Genomic DNA, 23,554 nt, shown 5'->3' on the forward strand with positions numbered 1-23,554 from the left:
ATGAACATCAACCACGCCATCCTGCACGTGCTCGACGCCGAGTCGGCTGTGAACGTATTCTCCGCGCGCGAGCTCGCGCTCGACACGCGGGCCGTGAAGGGGTTCGTCGCGAAGCACCTGCGCCGCGCCCGCACCGCGGCGGACAACCGCCCCGGCACCTTCGCCGAGGGCTCCGCCTTCGCCGGGGAGCTCCGCCGCTACTTCTTCGGCGAGCGGGAGTTCATCGACCTCTCGCACCAAATCGCCGAGTTCCTGGCCCAGGAGCTCGCCCGCGCGGAGAAACCCGAGTCCACGGACATCCTCATCGCCGATTTCACCGACGACGAGGACGCGCGCTGGTTCGCCGTCCTCCTCATGGCGAGCCGCATGGCCTTCATGCACGAGGTCGCCAACGTGAACGGTACCGTCGAGGCGGAAATCGCCCGCCACTACGCGATCCTTCCCAACCCATCGCAGAAGGTGACCTCATACGCGCTCGTCCGCGCGAGCTCGCTCGCGGTGCTCTACCAGGACAAACCGCGCACCATCGCCGGCACCGAGACCATGCTCATCCCCGACGGGCTCCTCCAATGCGAGACCGGCATCTCCACCAAGGAGGTCATCGACACGGTGACGCGCGTGGTCGCCGCGGTCGCCGAGGAGCACGGCGCGAACACCGCCGTAGCGCTCGCCATGACCAAAGCCGCGATGGTCGAGCGCGTGGAGGAGGACGAGGAACTGCCGCCGTGGGACATCGTGGACGACATCTTCGAGGACGAGCCCCAGGTGCGCGACGAGGTCAAGCAGGCGCTCGAGCGCGAGCAGGTGCCCCAGCGCGTGCGGGCCGAGCGCTCCCAGGTAGAGCGCGCCACCGTGCGCAACCATAAGATCCGCACGGATACCGGCATCGAGATCACCTTTCCCGCGGAGATGGGCTCGAACTCCGACTACATCGCATTCCGCAACGAGCCGAACGGCCTCATCTCCATCGAGCTCCGCAACATCGGCTCGATCGAGAACCGCTAGAGCCGGGGACGCGTCGTTGGGAGATGCTCGGCCATTTTGGCGGCGGCGTCGCTCGCGGCGGCTGCCATGCGCGCAGCGGCATCTGCCGCCTGGCCGAGCGTTGCGCACTTCACGAGAGCGCGGATCGTGCGCATGATGAGCTGGCGCGTCTCGGGGTCGATGTCTCCCGCCGCAGCGAGCATCTTTGGCAAGGTGACCTGCCAGTTGTCGCGTATCTGGGCGAAGCGCTCGCTGTCTGCCGCGCCGATGACGTCGAAGACCGTATCGATGAAGCGGCCGCGCTCCTCGGGCGTGACGCTGCGCATCCAGCTCGCAAGCGTGGAATCCACGTAGCGCGCGCCGGCGGAGATGCGCTCCACGCAGCGGAATTCCGCACCGTCGACCACCCACGAGAAGGGGTTGTGCTGGAGCAGGGCGAAGCTCGTGCTGTCCACGATGGAGTAGTCCTCCTGGTCTTCGAAGATCATCCCAAAGACCGACGAGCGTGGCAGGGTCTTATCGATGCGGTCGCGCATGCGGGCGAACCCGCGGCCCCGCAGGAAGTTCTCGTTGAAGCCAGGGCCGTCGTGCGAGAACGCGCGCACGATGCGATCCTGCTGCGCGTGGGGCAGCATGATGGCTGCGTAGACGGCAAGGTTGCCGCCTTTGGAATGACCGCCCACGTAGAGCGGGCCCGCGTACTCCCCCGCCACGCGCTCGAGGTAGGCCGCGGCGGACACCTGCGCCGGCACGGGGCTCTGGAAGGCCATGTTGAAGTCTTCCTTCCAGCCCACGATCGTCGAGTCCGTGCCGCGGAAGGCCACGTAGACCGCGCCACCCGGCAGGATGAAGGTGACGGCTGCGAACTGCTCCTCGCGCTCCTCGTTGGAAAGGGCGCGGTAGAGTGCCACGCGGACGGTGCGGAAGCGCGGGCTCGCGCAGGCGGCGCACAGAAGCTCGCGGCTGCCCTCGGGGTCCCAGCTCGTGCCCATCATCTCGTCGAAGAACTCCGCGCGCATGAGGGCGGGAAGCGGCGCGCCCTCAGGCCCGGTGAGCGCGGGCACGTCGCGCAGCAGGGCCGAGGGCAGGCGGAAGTAGGCGAACCACGAGAGGATGAGGCTGTCCACCGCGCCCAAGGGGCGCTCCCGAAACGTGTCGAGGCAGGTGCGCGCATAGGTGACGATCGTGCCGCCTTCGCGCGCGTCGGCGCCGTGCGCGCGCCGCGCCTCCTCATCCCGCTCTGCAGCCATACTCCCCCGTCCGCATGCGCCGAGCCGCCCGGCCGGCGGCACTCCCCTACCTAATCGATTCTAGCGCGGAGCTACGCCTCGAAGTCCACCTGGTCGATGATCTCCTTGAGCGCCTGCGCGGAGCTGTGGAGCTTGGTCATCTCGTCATCGGAGAGCGCGACGGGCACGCGGCACACCACGCCCTTGCGGCCGATGACCGTCGGCATGGAGATGGCGATCTCGTTCAAGCCGTACTCGCCCACCATGAGGCTCGACACCGGCAGCACGGAGTCCTCGTCATGCATGATCGCGGTGCAGATGCGCTTCACGGTCATGGCGATGCCGTAGTAGGTGGCGTGCTTCCTCTCGATGATCTCGTACGCGCTCATCTTGACGTTCTCCGCGATGCGGCGCTCGGCGGCCTCGTGGTCGTGATGGCCGAGCATCTCACAGAACGTGTCGAGCGGCACGCCCGCTACCATGGCGCTCGACCACGCGGCGAACTCGGAGTCGCCGTGCTCGCCCATGATGTAGGCGTGGACGGCGCGCGGGTCGACCTCGAGGTGCTCGCCTAGCATGTACTTGAGGCGCGCCGTGTCGAGCACGGTGCCCGAGCCGATGACCTGGCCCTCGGGGAGGCCGGACATGCGGATGGCGGCGTAGGTGAGGACGTCGACCGGGTTGGAGACGACAAGCAGAACGCCCTCGAAGCCGCTTTCGCGGATCTTGGGGATGATGGACCTGAAGATCCGCACGTTCTTGGTCACGAGGTCGAGGCGCGTCTCTCCGGGCTTCTGGGCGGCGCCGGCCGTGACCACGATGATCGCGGCGTCCGCGGCGTCGGCGTAGTCGCCCGCGTAGACCTTGCACGGGCTCGCGAAGGGCACGCCGTGCGCGATGTCGAGCGCCTCGCCCTCCGCGCGGGCGCGGTCGACGTCGATGAGGACGATCTCCGAGAAGAGCCCGCTCTGCATGAGGGCGAACGCTGACGAGGAACCCACGAATCCGCAGCCGACGATAGCCACCTTACGATCGTTGATCATAGCTGTCTCCCATCTCCCGTCCGGCAGGTGCCGGCGGGGCCGTCTATACGCTACTGATTCTCCCCCATTTTCAGACGGCTAATCAGGGCTATGCATCGCGACAGGAAACGCACGACCGCTGTTTTGCCGCGGCGCGCGATCGTGGGTTACCATACTGCTGTGTGGTCGACGCCGCCTCGCATCATGGGCGGCACGAGAGGCAAGCTAACCCGGAACGTGAGGGTCATGGAATCGATCAACGTCAGCGTCGTGGTGCCTTGTTACAACGCGGAGCGCACGCTCCCGCGCTGCATCGACTCGTTGCTTGCGCAGACGGCCGACTCCTTCGAGGTCATCTGCGTGAACGATGGGTCCAAAGACTCCACGCTGGAGCTGATCCGCGCCGCTGCCGAGACGCACCCCGAGCTCATCCGTTACGTCGACCAGAAGAACGCGGGCCTCTGGAACGCCCGCTGGAGCGGGACCGATGTCGCCCGCGGGGAGTACGTGGCATACCTCGACAGCGACGACTACGTCGATGAGACCTTCGTGCAGGCGTTCCTCGACACCGCTCGGGAAGCCGACGCCGATATCGTGGTCTGTGGGTTCAAGCGCATCGACGAGGAGACCCAGGAGGTCCTCTCCGTGGAGATGGATGACGCCCGGCCGCCGTTTCGCCCGCTAGACGACCCGGGCGAGCTCATCTCGATCAACTCGGCGGCGTGGAACAAGATGTTCAAGCGCTCGTTGCTGCTATCCATGCACCGGCTCGACAACCCGCCGCAGATCTTGGAGGATGTGACGCTCAGCCAGCTCGCCTACCTCGCGACGAAGGGGACCGTCGCCTTCACCGGCAGCGCGCCCTACCGCTACATGATCCACGCCGACTCGATGATCAACACCATCACCTCCCCGCAGATCGAGAGCATCCGCCGCGCGCTCCTGGAGATCCGGGAGCATTTCCTCGCCGAGGTCCCGGAATCGAAGCTGCTTGAGGCCTTTGAGACCACGGTCTTCCTCCACATGGGGATCGCCATCCCCTTCCGCGTCTCGGCGAGCGACCAGATGGACCTCGGACGCGAGCTGGCACTCACGACGGAGTACCTCGACCGTTGGTTCCCGCTCTGGAAGACCTCACGGTACATGAAAGCCGGCTATGCCCTCAAGCACCGCGGCGCCTTCATCAAGCTCTTCATCGCCTCGCGGTTCTACAAATGGCATCTCATGCGCCCGTTCCTGGCACTCTATCGCTTCGTGGTCGAACGGCTCCACATCGAGATCAAGTGGTAACCGCGCGGAATAAGGACATAGATAGGACGACGTCCTGAATAACCCGCTTCCCGCCTCCCCCGTCGCGGGAAGAACGGCAATGCGCGTCGTGTCTAAACACTTTTTTCGATTTTGAACGATTGATTCTCGGCGTTTACCGGTGCGTTTTCTCCACCCGGTGGATATCGACTAACAAAAGCCCAGTTGAAAGACTTTCCGAATGTGGGGTTTGGAGCCTCAATCGTACAAAATCGAAATATGTGCCTAACCGGGCGGCTTCCGGACGTGTAGGCGACGCGAAACGGGGGTCGGGAGCCGCGTGGGCGCCGGTCTGTCGACGCGCGGCGCACGCGAGCGGGGCACGCCCACAGCAAGGGCCGCATCCGAGCTATCGGATGCGGCCCCGATCGCGTCTTCTCTCGGAACGGCTACCTGATGCCCGCCGCCTCGATCGCGGCGACGGTGGCGCGCAGGCCATCCGGCGGCAGCACGAGCGCCATGCGCACGTAGCCCTCGCCCGACGGCCCGAAGCTCGCGCCCGGTGTGACCACGACGCCCGCTCGCTCCATGAGCTCCTCGCAAAACGCCATGGAATCCGTACGGCCGCCCGGCAGCTTGACCCACACGAACATGGAGCCGTGCGCGTTGGGGCGCTCCCAACCGATCGACTCGAGACCGTCGCAAAGCGCGTCGCGGCGCTCCTGGTACATCATGCGCTGGTGCTCGACCTCGTCGAGCGGACCCGTGAGCGCGGCGATGGCCGCCTTCTGGATGGGAAAGAACATGCCGAAGTCGATCTGGCTGCGCAGCTTCGCGAAGGCGGCGACCACATCCTGCCGGCCGACGATGAAGCCGATCCGCGCACCCGTGACGTTGAACGACTTGGAGAGCGAGAAGAACTCCACGCCCACCTCGAGCGCGCCGGGGTAGGACAGGAAGCTCCCGCCGCGCGGGCCGTCGTAGACGATATCGGAATAGGCGTTATCATGCACGATCAACAGATCATGCTCGCGCGCGAACGCAATGATCTCCTCGTAAAGCTCTGGCGTGCCGACGCTGCCCACGGGATTGGCCGGCAGCGACACGATCATGTATTTGGCGCGGTCGGCAACCGCGGGGTCGATGCCCTGCACATGGGGCAGGAAGTCGTGCTCGGCGTTGAGCGGATAGTAAGCGAGCTCGCCATCGGCAATCTTCACGCCCGCCTCGAACACGGGGTAGCACGGATCGGGCACGAGCACGGTATCGCCGGGATCAAGCAGGGCGAGACCCAGATGCCCCACGCCCTCCTGCGTGCCGTTGCAGGAGGCCACCATGTCGGGCGTAATGCCCTCCACGCCGAAGCGGCGCTCGTAGTAGTCGCAAACGGCCTGCTTGAGCTCGGGCAGGTCGCCTAGGCTGTACTTCCACTGCGCAGGGTCTGCAGCCGCATTGCGCAACGCCTCGACCACATGGTCGTAGGGCGCGAAGTCAGGCGTGCCCACGGAGAGGTTGTAGATCTTACGGCCCTCCGCCTCGAGCTTGAGACGCTTCGCGTTGAGCGAGGAAAACACCTCCGCGCCGAACCGATCGAGACGATGCGAACATTCCATGGTAACCGCCTTATCCCATGCGCGAACACCGCGGTGCCCGCGCGATCCCAATGCAAACGTCAACAATGTAGCACGCCAGCGCTTCCAATGGATGAGACGACGGCTATTCTTGGAGCGACTAGCGCGTCCTATGGCAGAACCCCGCCCTCCCATCAACGGCACAACAGTATTCATGACGGGTTACGGTGGTCGTTCGCGGAGATGGTTGGTATACCCCGATATGGACGGGGAAAATTGCAGGTGAACTCATCACTAAGACGCGCTATAGCGGGCCGATCCGCTATTGACCACCGTAACTCGAAGCGAACGTTTCTGCGAGAGATAGCAGAATACATGATTTTGTATAAATATATAATTATATTTATATTTTTATATCTTCATCCAATCAGCTTGTCATGGAGCCGAAGCCGGCAAAGCTTGCCGGCGAATCGTGCGAGCACGTTATCCGGTACACAACGAAAAACTCCCAGCAAGCCTACAGCGCATCGATCTCCGCGAGCCAGAGCCGCATCGCAGCATCGGAAGGCATGCGCCAGTCGCCGCGCGGCGAGAGCGTGACCGATCCCACCTTGGGTCCGTCCGGCAGACAGCTGCGTTTGAACTGCTGGGCGAAGAACCGCCGGTAGAACACCCGCAGCCACGAGCGAACCGTCTCGCTATCGTAGACGCCCGAGAACGCCCGGCATGCCATGCGGTAGATCTTTCCCGGCGCGAACCCAAAGCGAAGCAGATGATAGAGGAAGAAGTCATGCAGCTCGTAGGGACCGACGAGGTCTTCGGTGCGCTGTGCAATCTCACCGGCGCCCGTCGGTGGCAACAGCTCCGGCGAGACAGGAGTGTCCAGGATATCGAGCAGCGTCTGAGCGATCTGGCCGCCGAATGCATCAGCTGCGTAGCGGACGAGATGACGCACGAGCGTCTTGGGCACGCTCGCGTTCACGCCGTACATGCTCATATGGTCCCCGTTGTAGGTCGCCCAGCCGAGCGCGAGCTCGGAAAGGTCACCCGTGCCGATCACGAATCCACCGACTTGGTTGGCGATATCCATGAGAATCTGCGTGCGCTCGCGGGCCTGGCTGTTCTCGTAGGTGACGTCTTGGACAGCCGGGTCGTGCCCGATGTCCGCGAAGTGCCGCTCCACCGCGGGCCCGATGGGTACCTCGCGGAAGCTCACCCCAAGCGCCTCGGCGAGGGTCTCGGCGTTGCCCTTGGTGCGCTTGGTGGTACCGAACCCCGGCATCGACACCGCTGTGATGCCCGTACGCGGCAGATCGAGCGCATCGAAGGCGCGTACGGTCACGAGCAGGGCGAGCGTCGAGTCCAACCCGCCCGAGAGGCCGATGACCGCATGCTTGGTGCCCGTGTGCGCAAGGCGCGTCTTGAGTCCCGCGGCCTGCAGGCCAAAGATGGTCTCGCAACGCTCGGCGATGTCCTCGCGAGCAGCCGGCACGAACGGCGTGCGCGGGAAGATGCGCAGCGTGTCGAGGGCGGAGTACATAAGGCGCGGCGCGCCGGAGACGGCGGGGGGCTCAGCATCCACCGCGGTGCAGATGTCGGCATCCAGGGAGAACGAGAACCCGACGTCGAGCACGCCCGGCTCGGCAGCAGCGGGCTCGACCCAGGTGGTGCAGCGCCGGCGCTCGGCAGCCAAGCGGTCGAGATCAACATCGGCGATGGCCATCTCGCAGCTGAAAAGCGGCGTTCTAGCGAGCAGCGAACCGTTCTCCGCGATGAGGTTCTCGCCCGCGAAAACCAGGTCCGTGGTGGACTCGCCCTCACCCGCATCCGCATAGGCGTACGCGCAGAACAACCGCGCACTCTGACCGGCAACGAGGCTGCGGCGGTACTCGGCCTTGCCGATGACTTCGCTCGATGCGGAGCTGTTGAGGATCACGGTCGCACCTGCGCGCACCATGTCAACGCTCGGCGGAGCGGCGATCCATAGGTCCTCGCACACCTCGACGCCCATTGCGAGGTCGGCCATGCCCTCATCGGCGCAGCGGTAGACGATGCGCGACGCGAGCGGTGCCAGCCGTCCGGCGACCTCGACGGCAAGGGGGTCTCCGGGCCTGGGCGCGGGGGTGAACCAGCGGCGCTCGTAGAACTCGCCATAATTGGGCAGGCTCTCCTTGGCGGTGAGCCCCAGCAGCTCCCCGCGGCAGCAGGCTGCCGTGCAGTTGTAGAGCGCGCTCCCGACCGCAACGGGCAGGCCCACCGTGAAGAACATGGGTACATCAGCGGTCGCATCGAGAATACGCGCGAGAGCGGCTTCGGCGGCGCGGAGCAAAGCCCGGTCGAAGAACAGGTCGGCACAGGTGTAGCCCGTAAGGCAGAGCTCGGGCAGCACGAGAGCTCCTGCACCCCGCGCAGCCGCATCGCGCACACATGAGAGAATAGCCTCGGCGTTGGCATCGACGTCTGCGACGCGGATCCTTGGCGTGCTCGCCGCGATGCGGAAGAAGCCATCGGTCGACGGCCCAGCTGGCATAGTGCCCGACACGCCAGCGCTCGCTACGTCCGGAGTGTTCGGGGCGGTGTCCTGGGTGGCATCCGGGCGCGCCGTCTCGTCCACCATGCCCTCTGCAAGCGGTGCCTTCTGCTCGTCCATCTCATTCCCTTCCGTTTTGGCCGCGCCGAGAAGGCCGACCGGGTTCGTCTACATCGGCCGCACCGAGAAGGCCGGCCGGGTTCGTTCGCATCGATCGCGCCGCAGGAGCGGCCGATGTCGCCCGCCTCATCCACGGCGGAGCGCGCGCTCCACGCACTGGGCGAGACCGCGCGTCGCAACGAAGAAGCGCATGAGGCCCGCCTTGCCCAGATGCACGCCGGATGCATCCGCGCGCTTCACAGCGTGCGCCGCATGCCGCACAGCACCCTGTTGCGGAAGGTCCGCCCAACGGGGTCCGTACGCGCGCTCCAAAAGCTCCGCCAGGCGCCGCGCCGATCGCTGCGCGCAGCGATCGCTCACGCCCAAGAGGTCGAAGAGCGTGAAGTCGAGGCACCAAGTGACCATCTCCGTCGGGCAGAGCGCACCGAGGCTATGATCCTCCCACGCGGAGAAGATGCTCGCGAACACCTCGAGGTGCTGCTCGAGCTTGCGCTCGCGCGATGAGCGAGCGTTGAACACGTGGGTGAGCGAACCCTCCGTCATGCGGTAGCGGTAGAGCTTGTCCGCGATGAGGACCGTCGTGCGTGCGAGGGGGTATACCGTGAAGTGGAACGGCACGTCCTCCGCGAAGCGCAGCGACTCATCGAAACGGATGCCGCCACGCTCGACGAACGCGCGCGTGAGCACGGTGCGCCATGCATAGGGCTGGGCGTTCGCCGAGAAGAGGAGCGCCGGATCGAAGCCGTGGAAGATGCGGTCCTCGGGACTCAGCAAGCGCTTGATGCGCGCAGATGCCGCCTCCTCCGGCTCGCAGACCGCGCCGAAGGTCACCGCGTCCACGCCCTCCGCGGATGAGAAGGCGGCAAGCACCCGCGCGCAGAGGTTGGGTTCGACGATGTCATCGGAATCCAGGAAAGCGATGAGCTCGCCGCGCGCAGCAGCGATCCCGGTATTCCGCGCGGCGGAGAGGCCGGCGTTGGCCTGGTGGATGATGCGCACGCGCGCGTCGCGATCGGCATAGGACGCGAGAACCGCCGCGGCACCATCGGGCGAGCCGTCGTCCACGCAGACGACCTCGATGTCGCGCACGGTCTGAGCGAGCGCCGAGTCGAGGCAGGCGGGCAGGGTCTGCTCGGTGTTGTACACCGGCACGATGAAGGTCATGCGCGGAACATGCGTTGACGCGGCGGCAGGGCCCTCGGGGACGGTGGAGCACGCGGTTCCACCGTCTACAACCCGCCCGGAAACCACGGGTACCCCGGTCGAAAGAGGCGCCGCGACGTCGGCCGCGAACCGCTCGGCCTTCGCCCCCCTACTCATGACGCACCCGATTCAGCGCGTAGGACACCAACAGCCCCGGGCCGCCAAGCTTGAGATAGTGCATCATGCGACCGAAGGGTCCCGCCGCGGCATACGAGGCGTTGCCGCGCACCCAGCCGGTAGGGTCGCGCATGATCGCCGCGAGGTTCGCCCGCTTCCAGGGCTTGAGGTCATCGAGCTCGAACCAGCCCGCATCGAGCGCGGCAGTGAACTCGCCAGCCATACGTTCGAGGAACATCACGCGAAACTCTGGAGCCAACCGCACGTAGCTCCACATGTAGGAGTCGTACTTCGCCACCTGCTCCACGCGCATGAGGTCGCGAGCAGCCGCCTCGCCGTGCTCGGATGCGAACTCGCCTGCGATCCAGCGCTCGATCTCGGCGTACTCGTCGCAGGTGCAGAACACCTTGTTGCGCGCGTTGACCGAGGAGCCCTCGTTGTCCTGACGGTAGCGGAGCATGGAGTCATGCACGTAGACCACGCGCGCAGCGCTCGCGAAGACCTTGAACGAGAACGAGCAGTCCTGAAACGAAGCGCCCGGCGTGGGCAAAAAGCGAATGCCATGGCGCTCGAGGAAATCGCGCCGGTACACGGCCGACCAGATCGAGGGCTTCTGGTAGAAGATGAACGGATCCTCAAGGGGGCGCGAGGGCGCGGCGCAGCGGGCGTTATCCGCGACCTCGAAGAACTCGACGCGCTCGCTCGGGCTCGTCCAGTAGAGCTCGAAATTGCCCTTTGCGACCTCCGCCTGCGCCGCCTCGGCTGCGGCAACCAGGCGCTCGAGGCTCTCGGGGTACATGATGTCATCCGGCTCCAGGATGCCGATGTAGGTGCCCCGTGCGAGGTCGAGCGCACGGTTCATGGAGTCGCCGTAGCCGGAGTTGGCCTTCTCGATCACGCGGATGCGCTCGTCCTCCTCCGCGGCAGCGCGCATGATGGCGAGAGATCCGTCCGTCGAGCCGTCGTCGATACAGATGATCTCGATGTCCGCAAGCGTCTGCGCCCGCGCGGAAGCGAGGCTCTCGGGCAGGTAGCGCCCGACGTTCATGACGGGCATGAGCAGGGAGACGCGGGGGGCTGCCTCCGGTGCGGCAGCCATCGGGGCCTTCGGACCGCCAACGGCCGGGGCGTCTGCAGGCAGGGCATCTGCAACCGGGGGCACCGAGACGGCTGCGGTACCGTTCGGCTCCTCAGGCGCGACCGTGCCCGCCGGGGCGCTTATTTCGTTGGGGCTCTCCACGGGTCCCTCCTTATCGCGGCGTTTGGCAACCATGATACCGCTCCAAGCGCCCTGCGGCCCACCACGTTGGCCCGCCGCGCGCGCTGCACCCGGTTTGGCAGATTTTTCTTCGCGAGCGCCGGTCTGGCACGCGAAGCGCCCGCGCGCGGGCGCCTGCCCTATAATGGGGCTGCGCGAAACCGCGCGCACCCGTCGTCGAGAACCGGAAGGCCGGCTCCGTGAGCACCGCAACCGAGAACAATAATCAGCTAGCGCAGGCAGATTCCATGCAGGACCCGACCGGGACCGACCAAGCAGCGCCTGCAGCGACCTCGCGCAAGACTCGCGAGCCCATCGAGCGCCTTGCGATCGTGGTGGTCACCTACAAGCGCCAGGAGCTCCTCAGCCATCTCTTTGACTCGTATGCCGCCCTCACCTGCGCACCTTGGCGCATCGTCGTGGTCGACAACGAGAATGCACCCGAGACGCGCGAGCTGGTGGAGCAAACCGCGGCGCGGCTCGATGAGCTCTGGGGCGCAACCGAGCCCGATGCTGAAGGCGGGCGCTCGAGGATGGTCTACGCCCCGCAGACCGACAACCTCGGTGGCGCGGGCGGCTTCTCCGCCGGCGTGCGGCGCGCTTTCGAGCTGGGTGCCGAGTGGTTCTGGGTTATGGACGACGACGTGCTCGTCATGCCCGAGGCCATCGAGCGGCTCGCCCGCTGGACCGACCGCTACCAGGTGGTGCAGGGCTCGCGCCTCGACTACGACGGCGGCCCTTTCTTCTGGCAGTACCAGCAATTCACCACGCTCGGCATACCCAATCCCCTCGCCAAGGCGGATCTTGGCCCTACGGGGGCCAAGCGCATGAACTCGCTATGCTTCGAGGGCGGGCTCTTCTCTCGCGAGGTCGTGCGGCGCATCGGTTTCCCCGACCCGCGTTTCTTCATCTACGGCGATGACGCCTGCTACGGCTACCTCGCCTCGAAGGTGACCGAGACCGTCGTGGTTTCAGACGTGATCTTGCAGCGCAGCCGCGTCATCGCCAACTGGGAGGTCTCCGGCGTGCGCCAGCTTAGCAGCACGAGCGATACCAACCGGTTCTACATCATGCGCAATCGCGGCTTCTTTGCCCGTTATCTGCGCGAGCATGGCGACTACCACCGCATTCTGTTTGGCGTGGGCACCGCCGCGACACTCGCCAAGGAACTCATCCGCCTCGCCGTGGTGGACCGCACGTTCAAGACCGGCGTGCGCCAACTTGTGCGCGGCATGCGCGCGGCGCGCGAGATCTACCGCGACTCGAGCTGGACGCCCATGCCGCCCGTGGCGTAACCGATCGAGCCGCTCGGCATAGTTGGATACAGCCCCGTGCTACCCCCATAACCTCTCGCACTTCGTATGCGAACGGTCGCCTTCTCGCGGCTGCTCCTCTCATGTGCCCCAATCTCCACAACGTCTCCTCGTGTGTCCCGACTTTTTGTTGTCTGGAGCAATCTGGGAGCGTGGATGCGGCAGGCGGGTACGAGGCCTATAGTTGGCTGCGTCCATACAGAGCGCTGCGCGTACATGTCTTCTGGACTGGTTCTCATTCCAGACGCTCGCGTGCGGAACGCGAACGCGGTGCATCGTCGATTCACCGCGGCCAACGATAGGACTACCGCACCCCTCGCGAAGGAGGCCTCACATATGACCGCATACCGCCCCGACCCCGATGACGGGTTCACCGACCGGCAACGGACGCGCGTCTACCGCCGCGCCGCGCCCAGCGAACCCGCCTCGATAGGCAACACGCAGATCATGCAAAAAGAGGAAGGCCTGTTCGACGGCATCACCCTCCCCCAGGTCATCGCCGGTGCCGCGGCTGCCGCGACATCGGTGCTCCTCGCATCGAAAATCGGCATCGGTGGATCGGTGATCGGCGCCGCGGCGAGCTCTGTGGTAACGGTGGTCTCCTCGCAGCTCTACCGCAAGTTCCTCACGGCGGGCGCGCGCAAGCTCAAACAGGGGAAGGACCTGTTGGGCACATCGCACAGCGGTGCCGGAGCGAGCAGCGGGAACAGGATCGACAACGCCGCCGAGGTTGGTCGCGCATACGGAATCGACAGCGGAGCAAGCGCTGCAAACGGCGCGTGGCACGCCCGCGTGGCACCCGCGAGCCTGCAGGCGCGCGCCATGGCCGAGCGCGCAGCAACGCAGCGCAAGGTAGTGGGATTCTCGGTCCTCATCGCCGTTGTGGCCGTCATCGCCTGCGTGGTGACGATCCTGCTCAGCACCGCGGGCGAGGGCATCGGCACCAGACCCGAATCGCTCTTCTCCTCAAGCACCGGCAGCGTGGAATCTGAGACCGAGGACGAGGGCGCGACACAGGTTGCCCCAAGCACCGCAGACGGCTCCACCGATGCCGATGCTACTGACGAGCCCGCGAGCACGGATGGCCCCGCGTCAACTGCAGGAGATGGAGGCGCAGCAGGCTCCGCCGGCGCTGGCACGGATGCCGATAGCTCGGAAGGCACCGGAAGCGGCACCGGCAACGGGGAGCAGGACAGCACCGGGAACCCCAGCTCGCCCTCCACAGGTGAAGGCACCGGAACGGATTCCTCCAGCGGAGCCGGCGCCGGTGCGACATCCCCCGCCCCAAGCGCTGCCGCCGTACGCTAGCGCCATCTAGACGGCACCCCCGTTAACCCCCTCATCCGCTGCACCGCGGCAACCCTCCAACCCCTGCGGCAAACCCCTGCGGCCATCCCCTGCGATGGTAAGATGCTGTACAGCCAACGGGAAAGAGGAAGCATGTCTAACGAGCAGCGACCGGCGCTCACTGCCGGCAATCGAATCTACCTGTATAACCTTCTGCGCCAGACCATTGGTTGCGGCAAGCAGACCTTTATGACGCGCGTGGAGGAGGCGCTCGCCGCAGACGACCTGGAGCCAGCGAGCATGGGCTTTGCGGACGCGCGCGAGCTCATGGAGGAGCTCTCTGACTTTGTGCAGCTTACCGTGTTCAAAGGGGGTCGCGTCTACGTAACGGTCGTCGCGCAGCCCACCTGGGACGAGGCGCTCGACACCGAGGAGCCAGCATCCGGCAAGCAGGCCGCCGGCCAAGGCAAACCATGGAAGCGCAAGCGCGGCAACAAGACCGTTAAGGCGGTGCGACCGCGCCACGTGCCCACCGTCGTTGAGCCGGAACCTGAGCCAGAATCAGCTCCGGAGGCCATGCGAGCTGCCGAGCCCGCCCCGGAAACCGAACCTGAGCCTAAGCCCGAATTGGAACCCGATCCCCTGACCGCGCAGGAACCCGCGATCTCACTGCAGCCCGCGACCGCACAGGAGCCCGCGGCCACACAGGAACCCGTAGCCGTGCCTCAGCCCGCCCCAGAGGTAGAAACCGAAACCCAATTCGCCTCGGGGTCCAAAACCGAAGCAGAGCCTGCATCCGAGCCGGCAATCAGTTGCATTGAATCATCCATGCCTGCGTCGGACGCAATCGCCGCAGAGAGCTACGAAGCCGCGGTAGCTGCGAAGGAGCTGACCCAACCCGTACCGGAAGACGCTGAACCGGAAGCTGCACAAGCCCCCTCATCGCCGTCCATCTCGCTCACCATCACCTACGTCCCTGAGGACCTTGATGTGGGTGAGACCGAGGACGCCCGCGCAAATGCAGATTCTGCATCAGATGCCAACCAGGTGCCCTCGATAGCATCTGCAGAACACGGCGCCGCGGCATGCACGAGCGATTCGCGCGTACCGAAGAACATGATTCCCCGCAACGACGGCGATCTGCCAGAAGGCTTCCCGCGCGACTTCACCACGGATGTCTACTGCCCTGCCCCGCTACTGCGCGAACTCGGCTACCTGCTCCCCTATGGAGCCGATGTGCTCGGGATCCTCAACGAGTACTACTACATCGCGCACCTGCGCGGCGAACTCGAACACGGACGCGGCCAGGCGGCGTTCCCCCTGCGCTACACCCAAGACGGCCTGCGAACGAGCGCGACCGTGTGCATCCGTCGCCGCACGGCGGGCACACCAGGTGCGCCTTGGGAGATCACGGCGATCGAGGACTCCGAACCCGCTAGCTAACCGCATGATGGTGGGCTATCATGCGTTTTCTGCATATGAACCACTGGTATCGAACGGTTTGTTCAGAGCGCGCGGCGCGATCGTGCTGTTTCAACAAATGAACCACTGGTATCGTAGACTTATTGCAGATGACGTAAGGCTATCGTAGATATTATGCAGTTCTTTCAATGTTATCGTATGATTTCCGTATTATTTCTAATACTTTTGCATTATTCATACGATAGCAAGTTAGTTTTTGCAGATTCTTTACGATATCCATGAGCGTTTTTGCATGATTCGTACGATGAGCAGATATCAGCACGCGAGCCCGCATGCGATCGACATGGCTCTCAATCGATCTTGCTGATGCCTTAACCCGTTGATGGAGCCGAAGACAGCCACTAGCTTAGAAAAACTCCACATCGGTAAGCCGAATCGCAAACATGCCGATTCAAGCAGGCCCGGTCTGCCAAACGCTACACAGCGCACGGAACGTCGATGGACTGTTCCAACAGAAAAGCCTCCCCTACCCGCTTGACCGTGGTATGGGGAGGCTTGTTGTCCTGCTAAAGACCGTTGCCCTTGACGATCTTCGAGCGAAGCGAACCGCCAATGACCAAAGCACGTTTCTCGGGACGGTCAACGGGCAACGGGACGATGCACTCGCCGGCGAAACGCTACGTGCCGAGCGGTCGGGCGCTCGGCCGTACCATTGCTTGGCTCCGCTAGTCTCTGGTGAGCTTGCGGCGGATGCGGTGTGGGCGCGCGGCGTCCTCGCCCAAGCGCGCGACGCGGTTCTCCTGGTAGGACTCGAAGTTGCCCTCGAACCAATACCAGTTGCCGGGGTTCTCGTCCGTACCCTCCCACGCCAGGATGTGCGTGGCCACACGATCGAGGAACATACGATCGTGGCTGATGACCACGGAGCAGCCGGGAAACTCCAAGAGCGCCGCCTCGAGCGAGGAAAGGGTCTCCACATCGAGGTCGTTCGTGGGCTCGTCGAGGAGCAGCAGGTTGCCGCCCTGCTTGAGCGTGAGCGCAAGGTTCAAGCGGTTGCGCTCGCCGCCAGAGAGCACGCCTGCCCGCTTCTGCTGGTCCTGTCCCTTGAAACCGAAGCTCGCCACGTATGCGCGGCTCGGAATCTCGGACTCACCAACGATCATGATGTCGTTGCCGTCCGAGACGACCTCCCAGAGCGTCTTGTCGGGGTCGATCCCCTCGCGCCCTTGGTCGACGTAGGAGAGCTTCACCGTCTCGCCAAGCGAGATCGTGCCCGAGGTGGGCTCCTCGATCCCCATGATCATCTTGAAGAGCGTCGACTTGCCCACGCCATTGGGGCCGATCACGCCCACGATGCCGTTGCGCGGCAACGTGAACGAAAGGTCGTCGATGAGCACACGGCCGTCGAACTCCTTATGCAGGTGCTCGACCTCGAGGACCTTCGCGCCCAGGCGCGGACCCACCGGGATGCGTATATCGGTATAGTCGAGCTTCTGGCTTGCGCGGGCCTCGGCCTCCATCTCCTCGTAGCGCGCCAGACGCGCCTTGTTCTTGGCCTGGCGGGCCTTTGGCGAGGAGCGCACCCACTCGACCTCGGCGGCCATGCGCTTGGCGAGCTTGGCGTCGCGCTGGCCCTGCGCGGCGATGCGCGCCGCCTTGGTCTCGAGGTAGGTGGAATAGTTGCCCTTGTAGGGGTAGAGGTGGCCGCGGTCGACCTCGCAGATCCACTCGGCCACGTTGTCGAGGAAGTAGCGGTCGTGCGTGACGGCGAGCACGGCACCGGGGTAGTTCTTGAGGAAGTGCTCGAGCCAGAGCACCGACTCCGCGTCGAGGTGGTTCGTGGGCTCGTCCAGAAGCAGCAGGTCAGGAGCCTCGAGCAGCAGCTTGCAGAGGGCTACGCGGCGGCGCTCGCCGCCCGAGAGCACGTTCACCGGCATGTCGGAATCGGGCAGCTGCAGGGCGTCCATCGCCTGGCCGAGCTTGGAGTCGATGTCCCATGCGTCGGCAGCGTCGATCTCGTCCTGGAGGCGGCCCATCTCGGCCATGAGGGCGTCGAAGTCCGCGTCGGGCTCGGCCATCTCCTCGCCGATCTTGTTGAAGCGGTCCACCTTGGCGAGGAGGTCGCCGAAAGCTTGGCGCACGTTCTCGATGACGGTCTTGTCGTCATCGAGCGGCGGCTCCTGCTCGAGGATGCCCACGGTGTAGCCGGGCGTGAGGCGCGCGTCGCCGTTGGAGACCTCCTCGATGCCCGCCATGATCTTGAGCAGGGTCGACTTGCCCATGCCGTTGGGTCCCACGACGCCAATCTTCGCGCCCGGGTAGAAGCTCAAGGTCACGTCGTCGAGGATGACCTTGTCGCCATGCGCCTTGCGCGCCTGGTACATCTGGTAGATGAACTCTGCCATGCGTTCCCCCTATGAACGGTGTGCTTGCAGGTCGTCCGGGCGCCGTCTGCGCCCGTTGCGCGGTGTTCGCGAGCTATCGTCTCAGATTGCCGCGCGCATTTCGGCGAGACCGCAGGTTTCCATCGGCAAACCATGGCAGGACGCCTCCGGGCGGCCATCGCCCGTCTCCGGATCCGCCATGGCGCATTGCCCCGTGCGCCGGTCCCGGCGAGCGCGGCGCCCGCCCTCCCCCGGCGCGCGCGGCTGGGCTACACTGTTCCCAGAAGGCGCTCCGCCTTCCCTGCCACCGATTCGAGAACCGGGAGCCATCATGGCCGAACGCGAGACGACCGCCACCGAACCCCCCGAAACCGCGCTGTCGCGGCTCGAGGTCATGTGGGGAGCGGAGGGGCTCGAGCGCATCCAGCGCTCGACGGTGATGGTGCTCGGCGTGGGAGGCGTGGGCTCCAACTGCATCGAGGCGCTCGCGCGCGGCGGCGTGGGCACGCTTATCATCGTAGACGGCGACGCTGTCGCCGCAAGCAACATCAACCGCCAGGCCATCGCCTTCACGGACACCGTCGGCCGGCGCAAGGTCGATGTCATGCGCGAGATGATCGGCCGCATCAACCCCGGCACCCGCGTGCTCGCCCGCGATGCGTTCGTGCGCGCCGAGGACGTCGAGGCGCTCATCGAGGGCTGTCGGGCGGAGGCGGGCGGGCGCATCGACTACCTCGTCGACGCCATCGACACGGTCTCGACCAAGCTCGCGGTCGCCGACCTCGCCGAGCGCACAGGGATACCCCTGGTGAGCAGCATGGGCGGCGCGATGAAGCTCGCGCCCGAGCGCCTGCGCATCACCGACATCTACGAGACGAGCGGCGACGCGCTCTCGCGCGTGATGCGCAAGGAATGCCGGAAGCGCGGCATCGGCCGTCTCGACGTGCTCTACTCAGACGAGGAGCCGGTCGCGCGGCCGGACTCCCCCGCCCCGCGCGAGGGTTCGCGCCCGCCGCTCGGCACCGCCTCGTACTTCCCACCCATCATGGGCCAGATGCTCGCCGGGTTCGTGATCCGCAAGCTCGTCAGACGCGGTATCTGAACCGACCCGCGAAAGGAGGCCGACGATGCGCCTGGTCGACATGCACTGCCACCTGGACCTCATGGCCAACGGGCTTGAGATCGCCCGGGAGGCCGAGGGACGCGGGGTCGGCTTCTTCTGCACGACGGTGACACCGGACGGCACGCAGGAGGCGCGCCGCCGCTTCGCACCCTGCCCCAACGTCCGCGTGGGCGCGGGGCTCCACCCCTGGTGGCTCGCCGACGGCACCTGCGGGGAGCCAGATGTGGAACGCGCCTGCGAGCTCGCCGCCGAGATCCCGTACCTCGGCGAGCTGGGGCTCGACGGGGGCAAGCGCGGCGCAGGCACGCAGGAGGCGCAGGCCGGCGCGCTGAGGCGCATCCTGCGCTCCGCGGCAGCGCACCCGCTCGCGGGCCGCGTGGCTTCGTTTCATGCCGTCAGGAGCGCCGACGCCGTGATCGGCCTCGTCGAGGAGACCGGCCTCGCCGAAGACGCCGCCTGCATCCTCCACTGGTTCTCGGGCACGAGCGATGAGCTCTGGCGCGCGGTCCGGGCAGGGTTTCTCTTCTCCGTGAACGAGCACATGCTCGCCACCAAGCGCGGCCGCGAGTACGTGCGCATCCTCCCCGAGGACCGCCTGCTCATCGAGACCGACGCCCCGCCCGAGCTCGGCGCGCCGTACGAGCTCGATAGGATCGAGCGCTCCCTCGAGTCGACCCTGGAACGCGTCGCCGAGCTGCGCGGGTGCGATCCCGAGGCGCTGGGGACGTCCATCGCACGCAGATCGGCGGCCCTCCTGAGGCTCTCCGACCATCGATAGGCCACGCTGTCCCCAAAGAAGCGGGGCGGGTCCATCGGACCCGCCCCTTCAAGGTGCGATCAGATGAAAGCCGCGGAGCTGTCCGGCAAAGCACGCGGTGTCGTGGCGCCTACTCCCCGAGCTCGTGCATGAGGTCGCGGTTGCGCTGGTAGAGCTCGTCGAAGATGTGGCGTCGGCTGGCATAGAGCTCGTGCGCAGAGGCATCGGGCTTGATGATGGAGCCCTGGCCCACGCGCTCGGCGAGCTCGTCCCACGAGGCGCATGCGCCGCCCGCGAGCGCCGCCATGAGGGCGTCGCCGTAGCTCGCGCCGACCGTGACCTTGGCGGTGAGGATCTCGCGCCCGCAGACGTCGGCGATCGCCTGCATCCACACGGGGTTCTTGGTGCCGCCGCCCACCGCGAGGATGCGGTTCACGGGCAGGCCGTGCTCCCGCTCCAGGATGTCCACGTGCGCCGCGACGGTATAGGCGATGCCCTCGAGCGCCGCGCGCACCACGTGCCCGCGCGTGTGCCCCATCGTGAGGCCGAAGAACGTCCCGCGCGCGGCGGGGTCGTTGAGCGGGGTGCGTTCGCCGGCGAAGTACGGCAGGCAGATGAGGCCGTCAGCACCGGGGGCGACGGCGGCCGCCTCTTCGGCCATGACCTCGTAGGCGTTGCGCCCGCCCGCCCGCTCGGCGGCAAGGGCGTCGCGGTAGAGCTCGTCGCGTAGCCAGCGCGTGAGCGTGCCCGCGGTGTTGGTGCCGGCGCAGATGCCGTAGGTGCCGGGGATGATGAAGGTGCCCGGCCACAGGCGCGCGTCGTCGATCATGCGGTCGGCGAGGCAGATGAAGTAGCAGGTGCTCCCGAGCTGCACCATCATGTCGCCCGGACGGAACACGCCGGTCGAGATGGCCTCGGCCCCGGAGTCGCCCGTGCCCACGAGCACCGGCGTGCCCGCGGCGATGCCGGTCTCGGCAGCCGCGCGCTCGCACACGCCGCCGGCGATGTCGGTCGCAGCGAGGACCTCGGCCATCTGGTCGGGGCGGCAGAAGTACCCGCAGTGCTCCTCGTCGACCTCCCATGTATCGCGGTCGTACATGGGCAGGAAGTCCTCGGCGAGGTAACGGTCGATCGTGAAGCGGCCGGTGAGCTTCGCCGAAAGATACGACGAGCCGGTGAGGAACTTGGCTGCGCGCTCGTGCACCTCGGGCATGTTGTCCTTGAACCACAGCACCTTGGGTGCGATGTCCGACGAGCACGGGTCGTGGCCGATGAGCTCGCGAGCCCTATCCTCTCCGAACTCGGCGATGAGCCGCTCGATCTGCGGCTGACTGCGCGCGTCGATGCCGTAGAGGATCGCCGGCGCGAGCGCCGTGCCCTCCTCATCAACCGGCACGCAATCGCATCCGAGCGCGGAGAGCCCCACGCAGCCGATCTCGTCGCCGGAGATGCCGGCGGCATCGATCAGCTCGTGCGAGAGCGCGCAGAAGTCGCCCCACCACACGGCCTCGGCGTCGTGCTGGTACCAGCCCGGCTTCGGGTTCTCGGTCGCGTGCGCGCGGGTCGCCTGCGCGACGATCGAGCAGGCCTCGTCGATGAGGATGCCCTTGGACGAATCGGTCCCGATGTCGATGCCCAGATAGTACGCCATGACGCGCTCCTATTCCCCGCGGGCGGCGCGGGCCGCCGCCATGAACGTCGCGACGCGCTCGGCGTCGACGGGCGCTGTGAACTGCCCGCCCTCCTTGAGGCACGTCCCCACGAAGGCGCCATCGCAGCGCGTGAACACGTCGGCGACGGTCTCGGTCTTGCAACCGGTGCCGCAGACCACGGGCACGTCGCCCGAAACCTTGCGGACCCCGGCGATGACCTCGGCGTCGGGCCCGCGGCCGGCAGCGTCGCCGCCCACCACGAGCGCATCGGGACGGCAGTTGAAGATCAGCGAGTCGGCGATCTGCGCCGTGCTGCGGTCGTTGAGGTAGACCTCGCCCTCGCTCGTGACGAAATGGAAGAGCTTGAGGTCATCCAAGCGCAGCGCGCTCTTCAGCCGCATGGTCCGGGCGAAGTCGCGGTTGATGAGGCCGAGGTCGCCCGCCCAAGCGCCGCAGAACATGCAGCGCGTGAACTGCGCGCCCGTGGCGGCGCACAGCTCGATCGTGGCGTCGCCGTCATAGATCGCCTCGGCTCCCCAGGGGCACGAGATGTCGCCGGCGATGGATCCGATGACGTAGCCCATGGCGGCGAGCGTGGATGCCGAGACGTGCTGCTCGTAGGGCAGCGAGAACTCGTTGGTGATGAGGATGCCGTCGACCCCGCCCGCCTGCAGGGCCTCAAGGTCGCGTTTGGCGGCATCGGCCACCTTGGCGACGCTCCCGCCCGGGTAGTAGAGCGGGTCACCGGGCAGCGGCCTCAGGTGCAGAAGGCCGATGATCGGCTTCTCGGTACCGAAGAGTCCAGTGAGGAACGACATCCCTTCTCCTTCCACGACGACCCCGTCGGGCGGGACCACCCGACGGGGGAATCCGTATCCGGTCCCGGCAGGCCGCGAACCGCGCTCCCTCGCACGGCACGGGGACTCCGGGCCCTTACGCGATATATACCCGCCCGGCTACTCGCCGAGCACCTCGACGTAGATCCGGCGGCGCTGCGGGCCGTCGAACTCGGCGAGGTAGATGTTCTGCGCGCCACCGCACACGAGCTTGCCGTCCTTCACGGGGAAGAAGCAGCTGTTGCCGGTGATCATGCTCTTGATGTGCCCCTGCGAGTTGTTGCCCGTGGCGCCGTAGCTCGGCAGGAAGTGCGCGTGCGCGTAGGGCGCGTCGAGCGGCGCGATGCGGTCGAGCGCCGCGCCGAGGTCCTTCTCCACGCAGGGCAGGCCCTCGTTCACCACGATGCCGCAGGTGGTGTGCGAGAGGATGACCGCGGCCAGGCCGTCGGTGACCCCGCTCGACTCCACCGCCGCGTGGACGTCCTCGGTGATGTCGATGAATTGATCGGGCTCGGTGCTGAGGTAGCTCAGCTCTTTCAGCGTAACCATGGCCTACTCCTCCCCGTTCAGGAACCTGAGCGCGTTGCCGCTGTACAGAAGCTCGCGGACGTCGTCGGGCATGGGCACCGCGTCGAGTGCGCGCTTGAGCTTGAACGCGCGGAAGCGCGGCGTGTTGCTCGCGAACATCACCTGGTGCGAGAAGCTCCGCTCGAACCAGTGCTCGCCCATGTCGACGGTGAAGAGCCGGCTCATCATCTCCTCGGGGGAGTCGAGGTAGGTGATCGAGGTGTCGGCGTAGCAGTTGGGGTACTTGAGCAGCATCGCCACGGTCTCGCGCACCCAGGGCCAGCCGAAGTGCGTGAGGCTGAAGCGCACGTTCGGATGGTCCATGATGGTGCGCTCGAACGCGAGCGGGTGGCTCTGGGCGAGCGGCGCCTTGGGCTCCCAGGACATGCCGGCGTGGAACACCACGGGGCGGTTGTAAGTCTCGCAGAGCTCGTAGAGCGGCTCGGCGAGCGGGTCGTCGGGCGCGAAGCCCTGCTTGGCCGGGTGCAGCGACAGGCCGCGGGCACCCAGGTCGCGGAAGGCCCGCTCGAGCTTCTCGGCGGCGTCCGGACAGTGCGGGTCGACGCTCGCGAAGCCGATGAAGCGGTCGGGGTGCGCCGCGACGATCTGGGCGATCTGCTCGTTGGTGGCGAAGCACCCGCCCGAGGCGGTCGTCGCGTCGATGGGCATGAGCGCGCTCAGCTGGACGTCGCCGGCGTTGAGCTCGACCTCGATCTCCTCCCAATCCATGGGGCCCATGTGCCCCATACCGTACTCGCGCTCCCAGAACGCGAAGCCTTCCGGGCCGTCGCCCGGCTTGTAGATATCCCCGTAGAGCAACGGGTGGACCAGCATATCGATGACCATGGGGCCTCCTTACAGATATCTCACGGATGCACGGGCCGGATCGGCGGCGAACCCGCCGCGCGCGCGGCGCCCGGGCAAGCGGCCC

General features: G+C 66.3%; 18 protein-coding genes. 7 read left to right on the top strand and 11 right to left on the bottom strand.

The features are described 5' to 3' along the window. On the top strand, positions 1–1,005 hold the full coding sequence (locus C1717_RS06230) for a nucleoid-associated protein (protein WP_102372377.1): 1,005 nt from the start codon (positions 1–3) through the stop codon (positions 1,003–1,005). Here C1717_RS06230 and C1717_RS06235 read toward each other — a convergent pair. Further along, positions 1,002–2,234 (bottom strand): DUF2974 domain-containing protein, encoded by a 1,233-nt coding sequence (locus C1717_RS06235; RefSeq protein WP_102372378.1) that lies wholly within the window; start codon positions 2,232–2,234, stop codon positions 1,002–1,004. The genes C1717_RS06230 and C1717_RS06235 overlap by 4 nt on opposite strands. A 71-nt stretch (positions 2,235–2,305) precedes the next feature. Further along, on the bottom strand, positions 2,306–3,256 hold the full coding sequence (locus C1717_RS06240; protein ID WP_102372379.1) for an L-lactate dehydrogenase: 951 nt from the start codon (positions 3,254–3,256) through the stop codon (positions 2,306–2,308). A gap of 225 nt (positions 3,257–3,481) precedes the next feature. Between C1717_RS06240 and C1717_RS06245 the strand changes: the two genes are divergently transcribed. Then, on the top strand, positions 3,482–4,525 hold the full coding sequence (locus tag C1717_RS06245) for a glycosyltransferase family 2 protein (RefSeq protein WP_180965864.1): 1,044 nt from the start codon (positions 3,482–3,484) through the stop codon (positions 4,523–4,525). 407 nt (positions 4,526–4,932) lie between these two features. On the opposite strand, the gene C1717_RS06250 is transcribed toward C1717_RS06245, so the two are convergent. The 4 genes from C1717_RS06250 to C1717_RS06265 all read right to left on the bottom strand — a co-directional run bounded on the left by C1717_RS06250 (position 4,933) and on the right by C1717_RS06265 (position 11,264). Then, positions 4,933–6,096, bottom strand: a complete 1,164-nt coding sequence (locus C1717_RS06250; RefSeq protein ID WP_102372381.1) for a pyridoxal phosphate-dependent aminotransferase — start codon at positions 6,094–6,096, stop codon at positions 4,933–4,935. Between the two features lie 475 nt (positions 6,097–6,571). Then, positions 6,572–8,584 carry an NAD(+) synthase gene (locus tag C1717_RS06255; protein WP_102373075.1) on the bottom strand — a complete coding sequence of 671 codons (2,013 nt, stop codon included), beginning with the start codon at positions 8,582–8,584 and terminating at the stop codon, positions 6,572–6,574. 246 nt (positions 8,585–8,830) lie between these two features. After that, a complete protein-coding gene (locus C1717_RS06260; RefSeq protein ID WP_102372382.1) occupies positions 8,831–10,024 on the bottom strand; it encodes a glycosyltransferase family 2 protein in 1,194 nt (397 codons plus the stop codon). Next, positions 10,017–11,264: a glycosyltransferase family 2 protein gene (locus C1717_RS06265; protein WP_219722282.1), complete on the bottom strand. Its 1,248-nt coding sequence runs from the start codon at positions 11,262–11,264 to the stop codon at positions 10,017–10,019. Before C1717_RS06265 ends, C1717_RS06260 begins: the two co-directional genes overlap by 8 nt. Before the next feature lie 218 nt (positions 11,265–11,482). Here C1717_RS06265 and C1717_RS06270 point away from each other — a divergent pair, with 218 nt between their 5' ends. The 3 genes from C1717_RS06270 to C1717_RS06280 all read left to right on the top strand — a co-directional run bounded on the left by C1717_RS06270 (position 11,483) and on the right by C1717_RS06280 (position 15,325). After that, the gene (locus tag C1717_RS06270) at positions 11,483–12,577 is read left to right on the top strand and encodes a glycosyltransferase (protein ID WP_245859532.1); all 1,095 of its coding nucleotides are present in this window, start codon (positions 11,483–11,485) and stop codon (positions 12,575–12,577) included. Positions 12,578–12,931: 354 nt separating this feature from the next. Beyond that, positions 12,932–13,903 carry a hypothetical protein gene (locus C1717_RS06275; protein WP_102372384.1) on the top strand — a complete coding sequence of 324 codons (972 nt, stop codon included), beginning with the start codon at positions 12,932–12,934 and terminating at the stop codon, positions 13,901–13,903. A gap of 132 nt (positions 13,904–14,035) precedes the next feature. Continuing rightward, positions 14,036–15,325 carry a prolipoprotein diacylglyceryl transferase gene (locus tag C1717_RS06280; protein WP_102372385.1) on the top strand — a complete coding sequence of 430 codons (1,290 nt, stop codon included), beginning with the start codon at positions 14,036–14,038 and terminating at the stop codon, positions 15,323–15,325. A gap of 704 nt (positions 15,326–16,029) precedes the next feature. On the opposite strand, the gene ettA is transcribed toward C1717_RS06280, so the two are convergent. Further along, entirely contained in the window at positions 16,030–17,709 is a 1,680-nt protein-coding gene (ettA, locus tag C1717_RS06285) for an energy-dependent translational throttle protein EttA (protein ID WP_102372386.1), read from the bottom strand. A 310-nt stretch (positions 17,710–18,019) separates the two neighbouring features. Here ettA and C1717_RS06290 point away from each other — a divergent pair, with 310 nt between their 5' ends. Both C1717_RS06290 and C1717_RS06295 read left to right on the top strand, forming a co-directional pair. Beyond that, the gene (locus C1717_RS06290) at positions 18,020–18,790 is read left to right on the top strand and encodes a tRNA threonylcarbamoyladenosine dehydratase (RefSeq protein ID WP_102372387.1); all 771 of its coding nucleotides are present in this window, start codon (positions 18,020–18,022) and stop codon (positions 18,788–18,790) included. Between the two features lie 25 nt (positions 18,791–18,815). After that, complete coding sequence (locus C1717_RS06295) at positions 18,816–19,589, top strand: TatD family hydrolase (protein ID WP_102372388.1); 774 nt, start codon at positions 18,816–18,818, stop codon at positions 19,587–19,589. Positions 19,590–19,698: 109 nt separating this feature from the next. Here C1717_RS06295 and C1717_RS06300 read toward each other — a convergent pair whose 3' ends face one another. From C1717_RS06300 to C1717_RS06315, 4 genes are all read right to left on the bottom strand, one after another. After that, positions 19,699–21,219, bottom strand: coding sequence for an FGGY-family carbohydrate kinase (locus C1717_RS06300; RefSeq protein WP_102372389.1), 1,521 nt, complete (start codon positions 21,217–21,219; stop codon positions 19,699–19,701). A gap of 9 nt (positions 21,220–21,228) precedes the next feature. After that, on the bottom strand, positions 21,229–22,038 hold the full coding sequence (locus C1717_RS06305) for a BtpA/SgcQ family protein (RefSeq protein WP_102372390.1): 810 nt from the start codon (positions 22,036–22,038) through the stop codon (positions 21,229–21,231). Between the two features lie 138 nt (positions 22,039–22,176). After that, positions 22,177–22,605, bottom strand: coding sequence for a secondary thiamine-phosphate synthase enzyme YjbQ (locus C1717_RS06310; protein WP_102372391.1), 429 nt, complete (start codon positions 22,603–22,605; stop codon positions 22,177–22,179). 3 nt (positions 22,606–22,608) lie between these two features. Further along, a complete protein-coding gene (locus tag C1717_RS06315) occupies positions 22,609–23,469 on the bottom strand; it encodes an amidohydrolase family protein (RefSeq protein WP_102372392.1) in 861 nt (286 codons plus the stop codon). Positions 23,470–23,554: the final 85 nt, after the last annotated feature.

The sequence above is a fragment of the Enorma phocaeensis genome, from assembly GCF_900186505.1.
GTDB lineage: Bacteria > Actinomycetota > Coriobacteriia > Coriobacteriales > Coriobacteriaceae > Enorma > Enorma phocaeensis.

What these genes read in the sequence shown, in the direction of transcription:
- C1717_RS06305 (WP_102372390.1), bottom strand. Translation starts at nt 22,038, where the DNA reads ATGTCGTTCCTCACTGGACTCTTCGGTACCGAGAAGCCGATCATCGGC.
- C1717_RS06235 (WP_102372378.1), bottom strand. Translation starts at nt 2,234, where the DNA reads ATGGCTGCAGAGCGGGATGAGGAGGCGCGGCGCGCGCACGGCGCCGAC.
- C1717_RS06315 (WP_102372392.1), bottom strand. Translation starts at nt 23,469, where the DNA reads ATGGTCATCGATATGCTGGTCCACCCGTTGCTCTACGGGGATATCTAC.
- C1717_RS06260 (WP_102372382.1), bottom strand. Translation starts at nt 10,024, where the DNA reads ATGAGTAGGGGGGCGAAGGCCGAGCGGTTCGCGGCCGACGTCGCGGCG.
- C1717_RS06310 (WP_102372391.1), bottom strand. Translation starts at nt 22,605, where the DNA reads ATGGTTACGCTGAAAGAGCTGAGCTACCTCAGCACCGAGCCCGATCAA.
- C1717_RS06300 (WP_102372389.1), bottom strand. Translation starts at nt 21,219, where the DNA reads ATGGCGTACTATCTGGGCATCGACATCGGGACCGATTCGTCCAAGGGC.
- C1717_RS06245 (WP_180965864.1), top strand. Translation starts at nt 3,482, where the DNA reads ATGGAATCGATCAACGTCAGCGTCGTGGTGCCTTGTTACAACGCGGAG.
- C1717_RS06255 (WP_102373075.1), bottom strand. Translation starts at nt 8,584, where the DNA reads ATGCCAGCTGGGCCGTCGACCGATGGCTTCTTCCGCATCGCGGCGAGC.
- C1717_RS06275 (WP_102372384.1), top strand. Translation starts at nt 12,932, where the DNA reads ATGACCGCATACCGCCCCGACCCCGATGACGGGTTCACCGACCGGCAA.
- C1717_RS06250 (WP_102372381.1), bottom strand. Translation starts at nt 6,096, where the DNA reads ATGGAATGTTCGCATCGTCTCGATCGGTTCGGCGCGGAGGTGTTTTCC.
- C1717_RS06230 (WP_102372377.1), top strand. Translation starts at nt 1, where the DNA reads ATGAACATCAACCACGCCATCCTGCACGTGCTCGACGCCGAGTCGGCT.
- C1717_RS06240 (WP_102372379.1), bottom strand. Translation starts at nt 3,256, where the DNA reads ATGATCAACGATCGTAAGGTGGCTATCGTCGGCTGCGGATTCGTGGGT.
- ettA (WP_102372386.1), bottom strand. Translation starts at nt 17,709, where the DNA reads ATGGCAGAGTTCATCTACCAGATGTACCAGGCGCGCAAGGCGCATGGC.
- C1717_RS06280 (WP_102372385.1), top strand. Translation starts at nt 14,036, where the DNA reads ATGTCTAACGAGCAGCGACCGGCGCTCACTGCCGGCAATCGAATCTAC.
- C1717_RS06290 (WP_102372387.1), top strand. Translation starts at nt 18,020, where the DNA reads ATGGCCGAACGCGAGACGACCGCCACCGAACCCCCCGAAACCGCGCTG.
- C1717_RS06295 (WP_102372388.1), top strand. Translation starts at nt 18,816, where the DNA reads ATGCGCCTGGTCGACATGCACTGCCACCTGGACCTCATGGCCAACGGG.